At 42.3% G+C, this 20,299-nt stretch carries 8 protein-coding genes and 3 rRNA genes; 9 read left to right on the top strand and 2 right to left on the bottom strand.

The genetic code is table 11. The features are described 5' to 3' along the window. The first annotated feature begins 19 nt into the window (after window positions 1-19). The 8 genes from AC5YCE_RS04260 (at window position 20) to AC5YCE_RS04225 (ending at window position 9,470) form a co-directional block, all read left to right on the top strand. Window positions 20-2,916 (top strand): 23S ribosomal RNA (locus AC5YCE_RS04260). Between the two features lie 184 nt (window positions 2,917-3,100). After that, window positions 3,101-3,215: ribosomal RNA gene (gene rrf, locus AC5YCE_RS04255) — 5S ribosomal RNA — on the top strand. Between the two features lie 76 nt (window positions 3,216-3,291). Continuing rightward, a 5S ribosomal RNA gene (gene rrf, locus AC5YCE_RS04250) occupies window positions 3,292-3,406 on the top strand. Between the two features lie 220 nt (window positions 3,407-3,626). Further along, window positions 3,627-4,874, top strand: coding sequence for an esterase-like activity of phytase family protein (locus tag AC5YCE_RS04245; RefSeq protein ID WP_496171173.1), 1,248 nt, complete (start codon window positions 3,627-3,629; stop codon window positions 4,872-4,874). A 489-nt stretch (window positions 4,875-5,363) separates the two neighbouring features. Then, on the top strand, window positions 5,364-6,812 hold the full coding sequence (locus AC5YCE_RS04240; RefSeq protein ID WP_496171172.1) for an aldehyde dehydrogenase family protein: 1,449 nt from the start codon (window positions 5,364-5,366) through the stop codon (window positions 6,810-6,812). A 118-nt stretch (window positions 6,813-6,930) separates the two neighbouring features. Then, a complete protein-coding gene (locus AC5YCE_RS04235; protein WP_496171177.1) occupies window positions 6,931-7,482 on the top strand; it encodes a DUF1287 domain-containing protein in 552 nt (183 codons plus the stop codon). Window positions 7,483-7,873: 391 nt separating this feature from the next. Next, entirely contained in the window at window positions 7,874-9,358 is a 1,485-nt protein-coding gene (locus tag AC5YCE_RS04230) for a sodium-dependent transporter (protein WP_496171171.1), read from the top strand. A gap of 1 nt (window position 9,359) precedes the next feature. Beyond that, entirely contained in the window at window positions 9,360-9,470 is a 111-nt protein-coding gene (locus AC5YCE_RS04225; protein WP_496127162.1) for a methionine/alanine import family NSS transporter small subunit, read from the top strand. A 59-nt stretch (window positions 9,471-9,529) separates the two neighbouring features. Here AC5YCE_RS04225 and rsmB read toward each other — a convergent pair whose 3' ends face one another. Together rsmB and fmt are read right to left on the bottom strand one after the other, a co-directional pair. Further along, window positions 9,530-10,834: a 16S rRNA (cytosine(967)-C(5))-methyltransferase RsmB gene (gene rsmB, locus AC5YCE_RS04220; protein WP_496171170.1), complete on the bottom strand. Its 1,305-nt coding sequence runs from the start codon at window positions 10,832-10,834 to the stop codon at window positions 9,530-9,532. Beyond that, entirely contained in the window at window positions 10,831-11,793 is a 963-nt protein-coding gene (gene fmt, locus AC5YCE_RS04215; RefSeq protein ID WP_496127160.1) for a methionyl-tRNA formyltransferase, read from the bottom strand. The genes rsmB and fmt overlap by 4 nt, the downstream gene beginning before the upstream one ends. 449 nt (window positions 11,794-12,242) lie before the next feature. Between fmt and AC5YCE_RS04210 the strand changes: the two genes are divergently transcribed. Further along, on the top strand, window positions 12,243-20,264 hold the full coding sequence (locus AC5YCE_RS04210) for an ESPR-type extended signal peptide-containing protein (protein ID WP_496171169.1): 8,022 nt from the start codon (window positions 12,243-12,245) through the stop codon (window positions 20,262-20,264). Window positions 20,265-20,299 lie beyond the last annotated feature (35 nt).

Below are 20,299 nucleotides of genomic sequence, written 5' to 3'. Positions count from 1 at the left end.
CGACTGTTTGGGGTTGTATAGTCAAGTAATTAAGTGCATGTGGTGGATGCCTTGGCAGTCAGAGGCGATGAAAGACGTAATAGCCTGCGATAAGCTCCGGGGAGGCGGCAAATATCCTGTGATCCGGAGATTTCTGAATGGGGAAACCCACTTACCATAAGGTAGGTATTGCAACATGAATACATAGTGTTGCAAGGCGAACGAGGGGAAGTGAAACATCTCAGTACCCTTAGGAAAAGAAATCAATTGAGATTCCCTTAGTAGCGGCGAGCGAACGGGGAAAAGCCCATTAAGTCATATCAGTTCTAGTGGAATGCTCTGGGAAGTGCAACCGTAGTGGGTGATAGTCCTGTACACGAAAGGGCTGATATGATGATGTCGAGTAGGGCGGGGCACGTGAAACCTTGTCTGAATATGGGGGGACCATCCTCCAAGGCTAAATACTCCTGACTGACCGATAGTGAACCAGTACCGTGAGGGAAAGGCGAAAAGAACCCCTGTGAGGGGAGTGAAATAGATCCTGAAACCGCATGCATACAAGCAGTGGGAGCCGGCATTGTGTCCGGTGACTGCGTACCTTTTGTATAATGGGTCAGCGACTTACATTCAGTAGCAAGGTTAACCGAATAGGGGAGCCGTAGAGAAATCGAGTCTTAATAGGGCGTTTAGTTGCTGGGTGTAGACCCGAAACCAGGCGATCTATCCATGAGCAGGTTGAAGGTTGGGTAACACTAACTGGAGGACCGAACCCACTGTCGTTGAAAAGCCAGGGGATGACTTGTGGATAGGGGTGAAAGGCTAATCAAGCCTGGTGATAGCTGGTTCTCCCCGAAAGCTATTTAGGTAGCGCCTCGGACGAATACCATTGGGGGTAGAGCACTGTTTCGGCTAGGGGGTCATCCCGACTTACCAAACCGATGCAAACTCCGAATACCAATGAGTACTATCCGGGAGACAGACTGCGGGTGCTAACGTCCGTAGTCAAGAGGAAAACAATCCAGACCGCCAGCTAAGGCCCCAAAATCATAGTTAAGTGGGAAACGATGTGGGAAGGCATAGACAGCTAGGAGGTTGGCTTAGAAGCAGCCACCCTTTAAAGAAAGCGTAATAGCTCACTAGTCGAGTCGGCCTGCGCGGAAGATGTAACGGGGCTAAAACTATGTGCCGAAGCTGCGGATTTGCAATTTATTGCAAGTGGTAGGGGAGCGTTCTGTAAGCCGATGAAGGTGGATTGAGAAGTCTGCTGGAGGTATCAGAAGTGCGAATGCTGACGTGAGTAACGACAATGCGAGTGAAAAACTCGCACGCTGAAAGACCAAGGGTTCCAGTCCAACGTTAATCGGGGCTGGGTGAGTCGACCCCTAAGGCGAGGCCGAAAGGCGTAGTCGATGGGAAATTGGTTAATATTCCAATACTTCTGTGTAATGCGATGAGAGGACGGAGAAGGTTAAGTCAGCCTGGCGTTGGTTGTCCAGGTGAAAGGTTGTAGGCATGTATCTTAGGCAAATCCGGGGTACTCTATGCTGAGAACTGATAGCAAGCTGCACTTGTGCAGTGAAGTGGCTGATACCATACTTCCAGGAAAAGTCTCTAAGCTTCAGTTACACAGGAATCGTACCCGAAACCGACACAGGTGGTCAGGTCGAGTAGACCAAAGCGCTTGAGAGAACTCTGCTGAAGGAACTAGGCAAAATGGTACCGTAACTTCGGGAGAAGGTACGCTGCTGGCGGTGATAACCCTTGCGGTTTGAGCGGCGAGCAGCCACAGAAACCAGGCCCCTGCAACTGTTTATTAAAAACATAGCACTCTGCAAACACGAAAGTGGACGTATAGGGTGTGATGCCTGCCCGGTGCTGGAAGGTTAATTGATGGGGTTAGCGTAAGCGAAGCTCTTGATCGAAGCCCCAGTAAACGGCGGCCGTAACTATAACGGTCCTAAGGTAGCGAAATTCCTTGTCGGGTAAGTTCCGACCTGCACGAATGGCATAATGATGGGGGCGCTGTCTCCAGCAGAGACTCAGTGAAATCGAATTCGCCGTGAAGATGCGGTGTACCCGCGGCTAGACGGAAAGACCCCGTGAACCTTTACTGCAGCTTGACATTGAACTTTGATCTTACTTGTGTAGGATAGGTGGGAGGCTTTGAAACTCGGACGCTAGTTCGAGTGGAGCCAATCTTGAAATACCACCCTGGTAATATTGAGGTTCTAACTCTGCTCCATGATCTGGAGCGAGGACCATGTCTGGTGGGTAGTTTGACTGGGGCGGTCTCCTCCTAAAGAGTAACGGAGGAGTACGAAGGTGCGCTCAGCGTGGTCGGAAATCACGCGTAGAGTATAAAGGCAAAAGCGCGCTTAACTGCGAGACCCACAAGTCGAGCAGGTACGAAAGTAGGTCTTAGTGATCCGGTGGTTCTGTATGGAAGGGCCATCGCTCAACGGATAAAAGGTACTCTGGGGATAACAGGCTGATACCGCCCAAGAGTTCATATCGACGGCGGTGTTTGGCACCTCGATGTCGGCTCATCTCATCCTGGGGCTGAAGCAGGTCCCAAGGGTATGGCTGTTCGCCATTTAAAGAGGTACGCGAGCTGGGTTTAGAACGTCGTGAGACAGTTCGGTCCCTATCTACCGTGGGCGTTGGAAATTTGAGAGGATCTGCTCCTAGTACGAGAGGACCAGAGTGGACGAACCTCTGGTGTACCGGTTGTGACGCCAGTCGCATCGCCGGGTAGCTATGTTCGGAAGGGATAACCGCTGAAAGCATCTAAGCGGGAAGCCTACCTCAAGATAAGATTTCCCAAGGACTTTATGTCCTCTAAAGAGCCGTTGAAGACTACAACGTTGATAGGTTGGATGTGGAAGCATAGTGATATGTGAAGCTGACCAATACTAATTACTCGTGAGGCTTGACTATACAACACCCAAACAGTTGTTGTATAAAAGCTCAATTGATTCGATATACATCAAAATAGCTTGATTCAGTAAGCCGTTAGTATCACAATATTCAACTCAGATATATCTGTTAATAACTTCTTTGACCAAGCAACGGCATACATCAAACGATGTGAATAAGACCCAAGCAAAGTCACAACAGTTGTGCTGGCGACAATAGCAAGAGTGAACCACCTGATCCCTTCCCGAACTCAGAAGTGAAACCTCTTTGCGCTGATGGTAGTGTGGGGTTACCCATGTGAGAGTAAGTCATCGCCAGCTCATTATTCCTAAAAACACCCCCTGACTCGTGCAGGGGGTGTTTTTTTATGTTTGGGTGTTTTTTATTGGGGATTGTGCTGGCGACAATAGCAAGAGTGAACCACCTGATCCCTTCCCGAACTCAGAAGTGAAACCTCTTTGCGCTGATGGTAGTGTGGGGTTACCCATGTGAGAGTAAGTCATCGCCAGCTCATTATTCCTAAAAACACCCCCTGACTCGTGCAGGGGGTGTTTTTTTATGTTTGGGTGTTTTTTATTGGGGATAAAATAGAAAGTCTGGAATTCTATTTTAAAATTTAATTTCTAACCATTTGATTTATTATAACTATTTTAATTGTCACGAAGCTGAAATTTATTTGTCATCAATTCAAATTATAAATATCAAGTTCACAAGAAATATTTTATGGACTTATGAAATTTTTTATAACGACTGCCTTGGCACTATCGGTTACAACCCTATTAGGATGTAATGATTCTGATGAAAAACATGTTAAAGCATCAACTCAAATCAATGAGCCAACTTTAGTTTCATTTGCCAAACTTGATGTCAATACCTATGCAGATGGTCCACAATCAGGCAAGGATGTCAAAGGTGCAAATGGCATTTTTCCGATGTTTCCTGGACAGCCTGTGCAAGGTTTTTCAGCAGCATTAAAAAATAAAGATGGTACTTATCTAGTCATGTCAGATAATGGCTTTGGTTCTCAAGATAATTCATCAGACTATTTATTGCGATTGCATCATCTTTCAGCTGATTTCAAAAAAGCGAACACAGGAACAGGACAAGTTAAGCATCTTTCCTATATTCAACTTCGAGATCCGAATAAGCTTATTCCTTTTGAAATTACTCATCAGTTCACAGCAGATAGATTACTGACAGGTGCTGACTTTGATCCTGAGTCTATGCAACGTGCACCAAATGGAGATATTTGGATTGGAGATGAGTTCGGACCATATTTATTACATTTTAGTGCAGAGGGTATTTTATTAAGCCCTCCAATAGCTCTACCAGATCCTAAGTTGCAGGGTTCAGAACTGAGATCTCCACAGAATCAGCTCAATAAAAATCCTAATAGTTTTATACAACCACTCGTTCAACGTAGTGGTGGTTTTGAAGGGATGGCAATATCACCTGATGGAAAGTATTTATATCCTTTACTAGAGAAGCCTTTAACAACAGAATCTCAGTCACGCTTAATCATTTCTGAATTTGATATCGCTAGAAAAGCTTATACAGGCAACATTTATTACTTTGATTTGAATAGTAAAGCGACGGCTATTGGAGATTTCCAATTATTTAATGAGAAAGAAGGGATTATTATTGAGCGGGACGATACTGAAAATAATTTGGGCGGTTATAAGAAACTGATTAAAGTTAAGTTGAATCAGTATGGTGAGTCTGTACAACGTCAAGATTTAGTCAATCTTATGGATATAGCCAATCCAAACCTATTGTTTGGAACCCCTCGAGAAGGCGATATCGCAGTGGGTCAGCGCTTTGGTTTTCCATTTCAAACCATTGAAGATATTATGATCGAAGGCCCTGATTTAATAACCGTATTGAATGACAATAACTTCCCAGGTTCTAGTGGTCGCAACAGTAAATTAGCAGATGATAATGAAGTGATTCAAATCAAACTTCCTCAGCCTCTTTATTAAATATTTGATTGATTAAATTCTTGAATGTTTCATCGATTTGAAGCATTCAAGCAATTAGATTTATTGATTTTTCAATGGTTTTAGTTTAGATAATAAAAGACCCCATCCGAAGATGGGGTCTTTTGTATTCTTTGCTTCTGCATGACTCTTGTCGTACGAAATTCCTTATGCCCTGATCTTTTATTGTTCTAATTTTAATCTTGTTATTGCTTTTATTATTTTAGTTTTCTTAGGAAACATCCTGTTTCGCTATACATAAATCATATTTAATTTCAAAAGTGAGATCTATAGGTCAATTTATTCAATTGCTGTAAGCAATGTCTTACACAAAATGAATAAACTAAAAAGCCACATATAAGCCGATGAAAAAAACAATATTTTGTAAAGTTAACGTTCTTGTAAAGAAAAGCACAATGAGACTTTATTTAATAAATAGAGCTTCGCATGCTAAAGTGAATGATATATCAATCTAGACAGATCGAGATCATTGTGGCTGATTTAAACAATAATAACCTTTTAGAATTTCCTTTATATCTTGCCAATAAACCAACAAAGACAGGGCAATGGCTTGAGGTTCATGATAAGTATTCTGGTCAGGTGTATGCCAAGGTTGCTTTGGCTGATGCTACAACACTGGATAAAGCCATTGATACTGCGCTTAAAGCAGAGCGTGAAATGGCAGCATTAAAACCATTTCAAAAGCAAAAAATATTGCTGCACTGTGTGGCTCGATTTAATGAACAACGCGAAGAATTAACCCATATTTTAATTGTAGAAGGGGGGAAACCCCGTACGGCTGCCGCGGCTGAAGTTGAGCGTTTAATTAATACGTTTCAGATTGCAGCAGATGCAGTATCTCAATTGGATGAGGGGCGTTTGATTCCTTTGGCTGTGACTCAAGCAGCATCGAACTATACTGGTATGGTTAAGCATGTACCCATTGGTGCAGTCTCGCTGATTAGCCCCTTTAATTTTCCATTGAATTTAACCGCTCATAAGATTGCACCAGCAATTGCAGCAGGTTGTCCTTTTGTTCTTAAACCTGCAAGTCTAACGCCGATTTCAGCGCTTAAAATTGCTGAAATTTTGGCTGAAACGGACTTACCAAAAGGTGCTTTTTCAGTTCTGCCTTGTCAGCGAGAACATGCCGATGTTTTAGTCACGGATGATCGTTTCAAATTACTGAGCTTTACAGGTTCCGACCAAGTCGGATGGGATATGAAAGCACGTGCAGGGCGTAAAAAAGTCACATTAGAACTCGGTGGAAATGCTGCGGTATTGATCGAGCCAGATACTGAAATTTCAGATGCTCTGATTGATCGTATTATCGGAGGAGCTTATGGTCATGCAGGGCAAGTCTGTATTAGTGTTCAAAGAATACTGGCACATGCTGATATTTATGCAGAATTAAAGAAAAAATTAGTGGCAAAGCTGAAGAAAATTCAAGCAGCAGATCCAGCACTGAGTAGTACTTTAGTTGGCCCGATGATTAAAGATAAAGAAGCAATACGCTTAAAGAAATGGGTGGATAAAGCAGTAAAGAAAGGAGCCAAAGTACTCTCTGGGAATGTCCTCAATGGTGTGCTATTTGAACCCACTCTACTAGAGGGAGTGGATGAGAATCTTGAGGTTTATAAGGATGAGGTGTTTGGCCCTGTCGCGATTCTTGAAAAATATAAAGATTTTGAGACGGGCATTGCAAAGATTAATTCTAGCCGTTTTGGGCTTCAAGCAGGTGTTTACACTCAGAACCTCAATAAAATGATGTATGCATGGGATCAGTTACATGTTGGTGGTGTGATCATTAATGATGTACCGTCATTCCGTGTTGATAATATGCCTTATGGTGGTGTGAAAGATTCAGGCTTAGGGCGAGAAGGGATTCATTCTGCGATTCGTGATATGCAAGAAGAACGTTTATTGGTGATTAAGCAATAACTGAAATATGACAGAATAGGGAGCAATCGCTCCTTTTTTAAATGGTATTATTTTTTAAAATAAATGATAAAAATGGAAAATAATGAAACTTAAATTGAGCTCTTTCGCTGTCTTGATCATGACTTTGTTGATCAGCATCCACGTATTTGCAATAAACCACCAGCAAGTTGTACTGGATGCACGTAAGCAAATTGGTCAAACGCTTTACTATGATCCCGCTTATACCTCATTAAAATACCCAATGGGTGATGTTCCTTTGGTTAAAGGTGTGTGTACCGACGTTATTATTCGAGCATTACGTTTGCAAGGCATGGATTTACAGAAGTTGATCCATGAGGATATGAAAAAGAATTTCGGTGTCTATCCCAAAAAATGGGGTCTTAAAAGTACAGATCGAAATATTGATCATCGACGAGTACCGAACATCATGACTTATTTCAAAAGACAAGGTTATGAAGTTAAAGATAAAAACTACAAAGCTGGAGATATTGTAACGTGGGATTTGGGAAAGGGATTGGTTCATATTGGAATCATTTCGGATAAAAAATCTGTGATGAAATCGACTCCTTTAGTCATTCATAATATTGGTTCTGGGACACAAGAAAATGATATTTTGTTCAATTATAAGATGACAGGGCATTATCGACTTAAATCATTTACTGCGTCATGATTAGATCAATTGCGCAGTGAAAATACGCTTTCAAATAAAAAAAGGCTTATATCGGATGAAAAGTACTGAATAGAGTTTAAAAAGCATAAATAAGGATGAAAAGGAGTTAAAAAATATACAAAAAGAAGAGATGAAAATGAATTAAAGGATGATTCATTTGTAAAGATAAACAATAAAGACATAAAAACAGGTATTGTTACATCATTAAACAATTTGTATTTAGCCAAACTTTAACCAAGTTTATTGGATACACATTGGTTTGTAATTAGAACTGAATGCTCAAAAGGCAAATGTCTTATTCAAACAACAAAATTAATTTTAAGCAGTTTTTGCACGCGACTCTATAACCACAACAAGCGGCAGAAATATGTGAAGGCATATTGGGTGTTTTATGACAGATAAACGCGAAAACTGGTCCGCGCGATCAGGATTTATTATTGCAGCAATTGGCTCTGCTGTTGGTTTGGGTAACATTTGGCGTTTCCCCTATGTAGCTTATGAAAATGGTGGAGGGGCATTTTTAATCCCTTACCTCGTTGCGATTTTTGCTGCGGGCTTGCCATTACTCTTTTTAGACTATGCTGTTGGTCATAAATACCGTAAAGCGCCACCTACTGCGTATAAGAAGTTGATGAATGCTGAATCACTGGGCTGGTGGCAAGTGATGGTGACACTCATCATCGGAATCTACTATGCCAGTGTGTTGTCGTGGGCGGGTAGCTATATGTTCTACTCGTTTGGTCAGCAGTGGGGTTCAGATACGCAAGGATTCTTCTTTAATACCTACCTACAAAATGGGGAAGGTTTACAGTTTGGATTTGTACCAACGCTATTCTTTGGTTTAGTGATTGTTTGGGCATCGGTGATGTTCATTCTCTATGGCGGTGTACGTCGTGGTGTAGAACTTGCCAATAAGATCTTTATGCCATTATTGGTTGTGCTCTTCACGATTTTAGTGATTCAAGCCGTTCGTTTACCTGGTGCAGTGGATGGCTTAAATGCATTCTTTACACCCAACTGGGACGCGATGAAAAACTATAAAGTCTGGTTGGCTGCATTTGGACATATTTTCTTCTCACTTTCTGTGGGTTTCGGGATCATGTTGACTTATGCCTCTTATTTGAATACCAAAACCAATATGACGGGCTCGGGTGTGGTGGTGGCACTAGCAAACTCGTCATTTGAAATTTTAGCGGGTATTGGTGTCTTTGCTGCATTGGGTTTTATGGCATACAGTGCAGGCTCATCTGTAGAAGATGTGGCTGTAGATGGTATTGGTTTAGCCTTTATCGCTTTCCCTAAAATTATCTCGAGCATGGGGGCAGGCGGTGACTTATTTGGATTCTTGTTCTTTGCTTCGTTGACCGTTGCAGGGATCACCTCAATGGTCAGTATTCTGCAAGTACCCATTGCTGCATTTCAGGATAAATTAGGCTGGTCTTTGAAAAAATCAGTGACCATTATTGCGGGTGGTTCTGCTGTTGTATCGACTTTACTATTCTCGACACACAGTGCGATTACGTTTGTAGATATCATTGACTACTTTGCCAATAATATTGGTATCGTCGGTGGTGGTTTAGTTTCGATTATCTTGGTGTCGTGGTTCCGTCGTCCATTATTGCAACAATTAAAAGATCATATCAATCAATATGCGAGTATCAAATTGGGTGCGGTTTGGAACTTCCTATTGACGGTGGTGACACCTATTTCACTCCTTGTTGCTTTAGGATTGACGCTGAATTCAGTCATTTCTGATGGTTATGGTGATTATTCTCGTGGCATTTTATGGTTAGTTGGTGGCGGTACCATCGCCTTCTTTATCCTTGGTGCGATCTTGTTTAGTTGCATCAAAGACTCAGACACTAAGGAGAACTAAGATGAATACTTCGGCATTGGTGATGCTTATTTTGTCAGTGAGTGTGCTTTGGGGTGGTTTAATCCTTGCCATGATTCATTTGGTCAAAAACCCAGATGAACCTGAAGACTAATATTGATTGATCCATAAAAAAGGAACCGTATCGGTTCCTTTTTTATCTAATTTTTAAAATTAAACTTTTTGAATACGGCAATAATAGAAGCCATCACCACGATCATTTTCTGGGAATAACTGACGACCATAGATCTGCTCAATGCCCCAATCTGCTTCAATTTTAATTTCTTTCGCATCAGCATGGTCAGCAAAGAATTGAACCATTTGTTGTTCATTTTCAGCTTTTAAAATTGAACAAGTAATGTAAAGCAGAGTGCCACCTACTTTAAGTTGTTGCCACATATTGTTTAAAATTTGCTTTTGCAATTCAACCGTTTTCGCAATATCAGTTGATTGACGCAGTAAACGAATATCAGGGTGACGACGAATCACGCCAACCGCGGAACAAGGTGCATCAAGCACAATACAATCGACTTCAGAGGGTGCAGTCCATGTGGTTGCATCGGCAGTTAAAATCTCAACATCGGCATATTCATTTAAACCCAGACGTTCCAAATTCTCAGCGACACGAACGAGGCGTTTGGCATCTTGATCAATTGCATATAGTTTTTTCGGACTATATTTTTCCAAGATATGTGCCGTTTTGCCACCGGGTGCTGCGCATGCATCTACCACGACTTTATCTTCTAAGTTCGGTAAAAGTGTGGCACAAAGCTGAGCGTGTTCGTCTTGAACAGAAAAACCACCTTCTTCATAACCCGGAAGGTTCGGAATATGTACATTTTGTTCAAGTACAATGCCAACATCAGACAGTTCACAAGCACGTGCTTCAAAACCATCTTCTTCTAAAATTTCTAAATATTCAGCACGGCTGACTTGATTCACGTTAACACGCAGTGTCAGTGGTGCAATCTGTTTTAGATGGTATGAGATTTCAGGCAATTGATCAGCCCAGTCTTTTTTCAGTCGCTTGAACAACCAACTTGGTAAGCCATGTGCTTGTTCAAGACCTGCTGAGAACGCTTCTGTTTCACGTGAAACACGACGAAGCACTGCATTGACCAAACCACTGAGCGGTTCAAAACCAAGTTGCTTGGCAGCGGTTACGGTTTCAGAGATCGCTGCATGTGCAGGAACACGGGTACACAGAAGTTGGTATAAACCTAAATAAAGACAGCTTTCTAAGGCTTCATTGTCTAAAGGTTTTGTCAGTAGTGGCAGAGTGATGGCTTTTAGACCATGCCATTGGCGTAAACAGCCGAGTGTCAGCTCATGATATAAGCCACGATCGCGTTCTGAGACAATATTGATGTGTTGATTTAAAACAGATGCAAGTGATTGACCATTTTGAACAGCCAACAAAGTCTTTACAACTTGCGCACGCAAATTCAAGTTTTTTGCTGATGATTGAATTTGACTCATGCGAATTTATATCCTACCGATAGTTTTTGGGTTTGGTTAATTTGAACAGCATTTAAAGCTTTGCCACCTGGCCATTGTAGATGGGTGATACATACCGCTTTTTGATCACCACACATCACATGAACACCATCACGATCCAGTGCGATCACTTCACCTGCAACAGCATTCTCAGCTTGTAAATTAGATAATGATGAATTCCAAATTCTGAGATTGTTGCTTTCATCTAATGGCGTATAAGCAACAGGCCAAGGATTGAATGCACGAATGTTGAGATCAATTTGCTCGGCAGACTGTGTCCAATCAATTTGGGCTTCCGCCTTAGACAGTTTATGCGCATATACAGTGCGGTTTTCGTCTTGAACTTCACGTGTATCTAAATAATGTTGTAACGTTTCTTCGTTTTCTAGCACTTGCACTAAGGCTTCAGCACCTTGAATTGCAAGTTTGTCATGCAAGGTTGCTGAGGTATCTGATGCATCAATTGGACAGATGGTTTTAAACATCATGTCACCTGTATCGAGACCTGCTGCCATTTTCATAATGGTGACGCCAGTTTCTGCATCACCTGTGGCAATCGCACGTTGAATTGGTGCTGCACCACGCCAACGTGGCAACAGTGAACCATGAATATTCAAGCAGGCATACTTAGGGGTATCGAGTACCACTTGAGGCAAGATCAAACCATACGCTGCTACGACCATGACATCTGCATTTAATGCAGCAAGTTCTTGCTGTGCTGCGATGCCTTCTTCAGTCGATGACTTGAAGTGCAAGGGTTGATAGACAGGAAGGTTGTGTTCTAGCGCCAAGAGTTTCACTGCAGATGCTGTTAGTTTCTGACCTCGACCTGCTTTGCGGTCGGGCTGTGTATAAACACCCACAATTTCGTGTTCTGTTTTGATTAATGCTTCAAGCGCAACAGCTGCAAATTCTGGTGTTCCAGCAAATACAATTTTCAAATGTGCTACCCAATCGTGTATGTGAACGTAATTATAACAAAGCTTTAAATGGGTTTATGTATTTAAAATAAATTAAAAAATAATATAAAAAGTCAACTATTTTATTGTTAATAAAAAATGGATTAAAAACTCTAAAATAATGGTAAAAATATGACAAATTTTGTCAATATTTGATTGTTTAGTTTTAATACATAATATGTTTAAAAAATAATCTAAAACATTAATACTAATTTAAGATTATGTAATATAAAGAAAAAAATAATGAGAATAAATTATTTTGCAGTTTAGATTAACAAATGTGGAGTATTGTTAAGACATGCCAATAAAATGTGAAATGGAACACTTATTTTGATTGATTTTTTTGTGCTCTCATTGTTAAATATTTGTAATTTTGTTATTCATTTTAATGAGTCTTTGACTCTACCCACACACCGCATAGAGGTTACACAATGAACAAGATATATAAGGTAATTTGGAATGCTACGCTTGGAACGTGGGTGGCAGTTTCAGAGTTGGCAAAAGGTAAGACCAAATCTTCAAAAGTTAAAGCGATTGTTGGAACTGCGACCATTGGGTTGATGGTGACCTTTAGTCCGAATGTTGGGGCAGCATGGACAACAACAGGCACGGGTAGTGGTCAAACAGCATATGGTAATACTGGAACTAGCGCTTCAAATATTGCTATAGGAACAAGTGGTAATACAGCAACTGCAAATGTTGGAACCTCTAATCTTGCTGGTATAGCAATTGGTTCTTTAGCATCAGTTACAGCAGAATATGGTATTGCGTTGGGAGCTCTGTCAACGTCAAGTGGTGGAAGTAGTATCGCTGTTGGTCGAGGTGCAACTTCTTCAGGCTTGAATTCAATTGCGATGGGTAACGGTGCATCAGTTGCTGCTTCAAATACTGTAGCACAACAATTAAATGATCGTAGAGGCATTACTACCAATGCTAATGGCATTCCGTATCCGACAGGTGAGACAGCAGGCATTGTTTCGGCAGGTATTGCAATAGGTGTAGCAAGTAAAGTCGCTGGTGCTGGTGGCGGTATAGCATTTGGTTCTAATAACCAAGCAGATGGAGACTTTTTTACTCTTGCCATTGGTCAAGGGAATAAGTCTTCAGATAGTTACACGGTGGCTTTGGGCGCAGGTAACTTAGCAAGTAACACTTCTTCTGTTGCGATAGGTACTGCCAATGAAGCAACTGGCAATACTGCAATTGCCATGGGGCGTCAGAGCTATGCAAAGGGTGACTTTAGTACAGCAATTGGTAATGTAGCTACAGCTTCAGGTAAAAACTCAATTGCATTAGGAAGTTTTTCTTTAGCAAATGGATCTGAAGGGGTTGCAGTCGGTTCTGGAACGTACGCAAGCACACTTGGAAGTGTTGCTATTGGTGGTCCTGCGAATAGTGGTGTTATCGGTACAGGTCAAACTACAACTGGTCAAAGTATTGGTTCACGTAATGTGGTGGTTACGACTCATAGTAATACAGAATTTATTGGGAGTGGAAGTGGTTTAGATTTCGATCTTGATCTATCAAATGGTAAGGCAACTGGCGGAACTTTTAATGGAGTCGAACTTGAAGGTGATCAAGCACAAGCTGTTTATAGAAGTATGACCTATGGTGGTGCTTCAAGTGGTGAGTGGCAAGCCATTGCGATGGGCTCTTCTTCTTTAGCATTGAATAATCAAGTAGTTGCAATTGGCGCAGATGCAGTTGTCACAGGTGATCAAAGTATAGGTATCGGAGCAAATGTAAGAGTGTCAGGTAATTCCTCAATCGCCATTGGTGGGGATGATATTCGAACTATTTTAGATGGTACTAATAAAAGTTATAACGATAATACTGAAACTGCTAGTCAATACTATAAAACATTGACAGGTGTAGATTTATCAAAAAATTATGCAGGAACTAAGGCATCAGGTGATGCATCTATTGCTATAGGGGTTCGGTCAGAGGCAATAGGGTTTTTCTCTACAACATTAGGAACGGCTTCAAAAGCAAATGGTGATGCAGCTTTAGCTTTTGGTGCGGAAGCAACGGCATTAAAGCAAGGTGCTGTTGCTTTGGGTGTATCTTCCTTGGCTGATGGTAAGAATGCAATTGCTTTAGGTCTAAGTAGTAATGCTGCACAGGACTATTCTATTGCTATTGGTGGTGGTGGCTTTAGTGAGGCAACGGCTACACAAGCAACTGCAACGGGTGCGTTGGCATTAGGTGGTAACTCAACAGCTGGTGCGAAGGCATCTGGATTAAATTCAACAGCCATCAGTGGTCAATCTCAAGCGATTGGAAGCCATTCAACCGCAGTGGGTCGTAACTCAATTGCTGCTGGTGACAATGCTGTTTCGATTGGTGGTTTTGATTCGGCAGGTCATAATTTATATATGACTAATCTAACAACCAAGCCGACCGAGTTAGCCTCAAGCTTGGGCTTAGCTTCAGATACAACACCATTTAGTGGAAGTTTGATTGCAAGATTTTCAACCTCAATTGGTACAACCAATGCATTAATGTCAGGTTCATCAGTTGCAATTGGTAACCGTATTGCCATTTTGAATGGTAATGATATTGGTAGTTTAAGTGATTTAAATAGCGATGGCTTGATGTATGGTGAGACTACAACTAGTTCCCATAGTGTCGGTATAGGCGATACATTAACAGTTGGTAAGCGCTCCAAGGCCTCAACAATCATTGGCTTCCAGAGTTCAATTGGTGATGATTCGCGGTATTCGAGTATTATTGGTTCTCACTCAATTATAGAGGAGAAGTCATTACATTCGACCATTATTGGTTCTGATTCAACAATTAAAGCTAATACTTCTAAATCTATTGTAATTGGTAGCGAAGCGACTGTCGGTAAAGATGATTCAATTATTAGTGATGCGCTTGCCTTTGGTTATGGTAGTAATGTCAGTGAAACCAAAGGAACTGCGATTGGTTCTGGAACAAAAGTTTCTGGGGCTTATGGTACTGCAATTGGCTCGGGTGGTGCGACAGCGGAAAATGTAACCCAAGCAACAGCTGAAGGGGCTGTGGCTATAGGTGGTAATGATGTCGCCGGTGCGAAAGCTGCATCAGCCAACTCGATTGCTATTGGTGGAGAAGCATTGGTTGCTTCAACAGCACCTAATTCAATCGCCATTGGTTTAAATGCGCAAGCACTGGGTGCTTCATCTGTCAGTATTGGTTTAAAATCATTATCAAACCATTCTAAAAGTGTGGCTTTAGGTTCAGGTGCACAAGCCAAATCAGATTTTGTTGTATCAATTGGTGCGGATGCGGGTAACACCAAGAATAATGAAAGTCAGTCAGTTACCAACGATAGTGATAAAAATGAGTCTTATGGTATTTATATTGGTCATAATGCAGGCCAAAATTCTTCAGGCAACCAAAACACTGTAATAGGAAGTTATGCCGCAGGTGAAAACTTAACAGGTTTTGGTAATACCGTACTGGGTGCACAAGCGGGTAGAAATTACACCGGTAATCAAAACGTTATTTTAGGTCGTGGAGCAGGTACATTAGGAATAGACTCTACTGGCAGTGACAACGTCATGATCGGTTTAGGTGCGACCGTTCAAAAAGGCGATGATAGTGTCGCTATTGGTAGCGGTGCATTAGCTAAAGATAATCAGGCTATCGCAATTGGTAGTGGCAGCCAAGCGAATGGTCTCCAGTCGATTAGTATCGGTACAGGGAATATAGTAACAGGGGATCACTCAGGTGCAATTGGTGATCCAAGTACTATTGATGGTTCAAATTCTTATTCTGTTGGTAATAATAATAAAATTGCAGCAGATACTACAGATGTATTTGTTCTAGGCAATAATGTAGATATTGATCAATCATATGCTGTAGCTTTGGGCTCAGATGCTGATGTTAAACAAGAGGGCGGCATTGCACTAGGTCATAAATCTGTTGCAGATAGAGCCAGTGGAACTGTAGGGTATGATACTGCTAAAAATGCTAATTCAACGGACAATAGTGCTGTTTGGAAGGCAACTGCTGCAGGTGTCTCTGTAGGTGATAGTACGACTGGAATTACACGTCAAATTACCAATGTTGCTGCGGGCTCTGCTGATACAGATGCTGTAAACGTGGCTCAGTTAAAAGCAAACCAAACTCATTTCTATAGTGTAAATAATTCAGACTCTGCATCTGGTAATTATAATAATGATGGTGCTACAGGTGAAAATGCAATTGCTATTGGTGTGAACGCACAGGCAAATGGCCTTCATAGTCAGGCTATGGGTTATGCAGCGCAAGCAAAATCGAACAATGATATTGCCATAGGTAATGGTTCGATAGCTGATTCTTCTACTGGTTATCCTGGTCAATATTTACTTGATAGTAGAGCTGAAGGATATTCTAATATTCCGTTTGCAACGGGTGTTACTAATATTGGTTCGTCAGCTATTGCCATTGGTAATCAAAATAATATAACTGGTGGTGGTGGTGTTGGAATTGGTGCATTTAATAAATCTGATTCAACTTATCAAAATGTTGTCATAGGTGCTGGTAACTCTGCAGTAGGGGTGGGATTTAATACTGCTGTTGGTGTGAGTAACTTTACAGATGGTGTCGGTGCTGTTGCGGTTGGTTTGGGAAACAAAGCTGTAAGTGAATCTATTGCTATAGGTCGTTTTGCTTTTGCAGAAGGGGCTACGAGTATTGCAATGGGCCGTACAGCAACAAGTAGTGCTATGGATACAATAGCATTGGGTAATAATGCGAATGCATCATCTCTTGGTGGTATTGCGATTGGTAGTGGTGCAAATGCCTCTGAAGCAAGTTCTGTTGCACTAGGTGCAGGTTCAACTACAGCAACAAATGCAACTAAAGTAATTAGCGGAAATATTAATGGTAAAACCTATAGTTTTGCTGGTGGGGATAATGTAGAAACAGGTGATCAGATTTCTGTGGGATCATTTGGCTTCGAGCGACAAATAAAAAATGTAGCACCAGGTGAAATATCAGAAATTAGTACCGATGCTATTAATGGTAGCCAATTATTTCAAACCAACGCTGAGCTGGCAAAAGTTGCAACAGATACTGCAGCTGCTTTAGGTGGTGGTGCGACAGCCAATACTGCTGCTGGTGGTGTGACTGCTCCAAGTTATGTGATCAATAAAGCAGATGGTTCAGCTTATGCTGCAGTGAATAATGTTGGTGCTGCATTAACCAACTTAAATACAGAAATTGCAAAACCGTTGACATTTAAAGATGCAGCATCTGGCAAATCTGTAAACCCATTGGGTAGCGAACTTGCGATTGTCGGTGATAGCAATATCACCACGACGGTGACACAGGGCCAAGCAACGATTGCATTAAATAAAAATCTGGTTGTGGACAGCGTGACAGCCGGCACAGTTGATCCGACTACTGGTGAATTGATTACAGGCAGCCAATTAACAGACCAAGGCACTTTAGTTCGAGATTCAAGTGATCCTGCGAATGTTAAAGAAGCAGTGTATGGTGCGGACAAAGCTAAGATCACAGATGGTAGCAATAGCACCACGACCACAGCGGGCGGTACGACAGTCACAGATGGTACCAATACCAACAAGATCACGGCTGGCAGTAACAGCATTACTGATGGCAAGTCAACGACGACTGTTGGTGCGGATACGATTACAGTAGGTGCAACAACAGGTGGAAGTCCTGTGGTGATCAACGGTAAAGATGGTGTGATTGGTGGCTTAACCAATACGACATGGGATCCAGAGAACATCACCTCAGGTCAAGCGGCGACTGAAGACCAAGTGAAATTAGCGACAGATGGTTTAGTCGACACTGGCTTTAACATCACCACGCAAAACGTGGGTGGCGAAGCGACCACAGCAGACAACGTGAAACTAGGTGAAACGGTTAAGTTCACCAATACCGATGAAAACTTGGTGGTGAGTACAACTGAAAATAACGATGTGATTTATGACCTAGCGAAAGACATCACAGTAGACAGCGTGACCGCTGGAACAGTTGATCCGACTACTGGTGAGCTGACAGAAGGTACTCAGCTGACAACAGCAGGTACAGAAGTTAAAGATGCTGGTGGTAACACAGCAACTTATGGTGCTACAGGTAGCAACCTTGAAGATGCTGCAGGTAACACCAATAACAGCACAGCATTGGGCAATACATTGACCAATGTTGAAACCGGTGCGACCACAACCAATGTTGCGGGTAGCACTACACTGAACGACGGCGAAGGCAACGAAACCATTGCGAATGCAGCGGGCACCGATGTCACTGATAAAGATGGCAACCATGCAACGTATGGTGCCAAAGGTGCTGAGATCACAGACAAGGCTGGTAACAGTACGACGGTTGGTGCAGGTACGATCACTGTTCAAGATACCGCGGGTACCACCAACATTGCAGGCGATAACATCAGCGTAGGTGGTGCGAACCCAGTGACGGTGAATGGTAAAGATGGTGTGATTGGTGGCTTAACCAACAAAACACTTGATCCAAACAACTTTGTCAGTGGTCAGGCTGCAACAGAAGACCAAGTGGCACAAGTTGCTAATGACCTGAGCACTAACTTGACGGACACAGGTTTCAACATCACCACACAAAATGTGGGTGGCGAAGCGACCACAGCAGACAAAGTAAAACTGGGTGAAACGGTTAAGTTCACCAACACCGATGAAAACTTGGTGGTGAGTACGACTGCGAATAACGATGTGATTTATGACCTAGCGAAAGACATCACAGTAGACAGCGTAACTGCTGGAACAGTTGATCCGACTACTGGTGAGCTGAAAGAAGGTACTCAGCTGACAACAGCAGGTACAGAAGTCAAAGATGCTGGTGGTAACACAGCAACTTATGGTGCTACAGGTAGCAACCTTGAAGATGCTGCAGGTAACACCAATAACAGCACAGCATTGGGCAATACATTGACCAATGCAGAGACAGGTGCGACCACAAGCAATGTTGCAGGTAGCAGCACATTCACTGATGGCGAAGGCAATACCACGATTGCCAATGCTGCAGGTACATTGGTTAAAGACAATTTAGGCAATCAAGCACAGTACGGCTCAAATGGACTCACCATTACTGATACTTCTGGCTCGACAGTGACGCTTGTATCTAACAAAGTTGATGTCGGTGGTAACACGATTAACAATGTTGCAGAAGGTGTTGAAAAAACAGATGCAGTGAACAAAGGTCAAGTTGAAAACCTGATTGCGGATGCATCAACAGATATGACCAACAAAGGTTTTGCACTTACAGCTGAAGATGGTGAAACGGTTCAGAAAAAACTGGGTGAATCTGTTGAAGTTGTAGGTGATGACAATAACATCAGCACTGAAGTTAAAGATGGCAAATTGGCGATCAAACTCGCCGATGATCTGAACGTTACTTCAATCAATGCTGGTGGTAATGTCCTCAATGCTGCGGGTCTTACCATTGGTAATACTTCTGTGACATCGGGGGGTATTTATATCATCGGTGGTCCTAGCATCACAGTGGATGGCATCAATGCGGGTGATAAAGTCATTAGCAATGTGGCTGATGCTCAGAATGCCAAAGATGCAGTGAATAAAGGTCAGTTAGATGCGGCGATCAATGATGTTGAATCTAAAGTGGATCAGGTTGCAAACAATGCAGTTCAGTATGATGCTGCTGAAAAAGACACTGTGACACTGAAAGGTGAAAATGGCACGACTTTAACTAATCTTAAAGATGGTCAGGTTGCTCAAGGTTCTAAAGATGCGGTGACAGGTGGTCAACTGTGGAATGTTCAACAACAGGTGGATCAAAACACCAATGACATTAGTAATATTCAAACCAATATTGAGAATATTACCAATGGTAAGTCAGGTTTAGTTCAACAGGAGAACAACACTGCACCGATTACTGTTGGTAAAGACACAGGCGGTAAAACTGTCAATGTTGCGGGGACTGAAGGTGATCGTGTTGTGACAGGCGTGGCGAATGGTGAGATTGCTGCAACATCAAAAGATGCGGTGAATGGTGCACAGCTCAATACTACCAACCAAGCTGTAGTGGAATACTTAGGCGGTGGAGCAGGTTATGACAACATTACTCAAAGCTTCCAAGCACCAACGTATAACGTGGGTGATAAGACTGTAAACAATGTGGGCGCAGCAGTAGATGCCTTGAACCAAGCCGATCAGGCATTGGGTGCACGTATTGATAATCTAGGTGATCAATTGCAACAAAGCTTCTACTCAACCAATCAACGCATTGATGATGTGGAAAAACGTGCGAATGCAGGTATTGCAGCAGCAATGGCACTGGAAAGCGCGCCATATGTACCAGGGAAGTTAACTTATGCAGCGGGTGCATCGTACCATTCTGGTGAAAACGCTGTAGGTGTGACCTTACGTAAAACTGCGGATAACGGTCGTTGGTCATTGACAGGTGGTGTTGCGGCAGCATCTCAAGGTGATCCAAGTGTTCGTATCGGGATCAGCGGTGTAATTGATTAATGCTGAAGTTTAGGAAGATCCGAAGCGATCTTCCT

This window comes from Acinetobacter sp. CY79, assembly GCF_059515845.1.
The sequence above is the reverse complement of the archived record's forward strand: the minus strand, read 5'-3'. Positions and strand labels throughout refer to the sequence as shown.

Coding starts and splice junctions, on each gene's coding strand:
- AC5YCE_RS04245 (WP_496171173.1), top strand. CDS start 3,627: ATGAAATTTTTTATAACGACTGCCTTGGCACTATCGGTTACAACCCTA.
- AC5YCE_RS04235 (WP_496171177.1), top strand. CDS start 6,931: ATGACTTTGTTGATCAGCATCCACGTATTTGCAATAAACCACCAGCAA.
- AC5YCE_RS04230 (WP_496171171.1), top strand. CDS start 7,874: ATGACAGATAAACGCGAAAACTGGTCCGCGCGATCAGGATTTATTATT.
- AC5YCE_RS04225 (WP_496127162.1), top strand. CDS start 9,360: ATGAATACTTCGGCATTGGTGATGCTTATTTTGTCAGTGAGTGTGCTT.
- rsmB (WP_496171170.1), bottom strand. CDS start 10,834: ATGAGTCAAATTCAATCATCAGCAAAAAACTTGAATTTGCGTGCGCAA.
- AC5YCE_RS04210 (WP_496171169.1), top strand. CDS start 12,243: ATGAACAAGATATATAAGGTAATTTGGAATGCTACGCTTGGAACGTGG.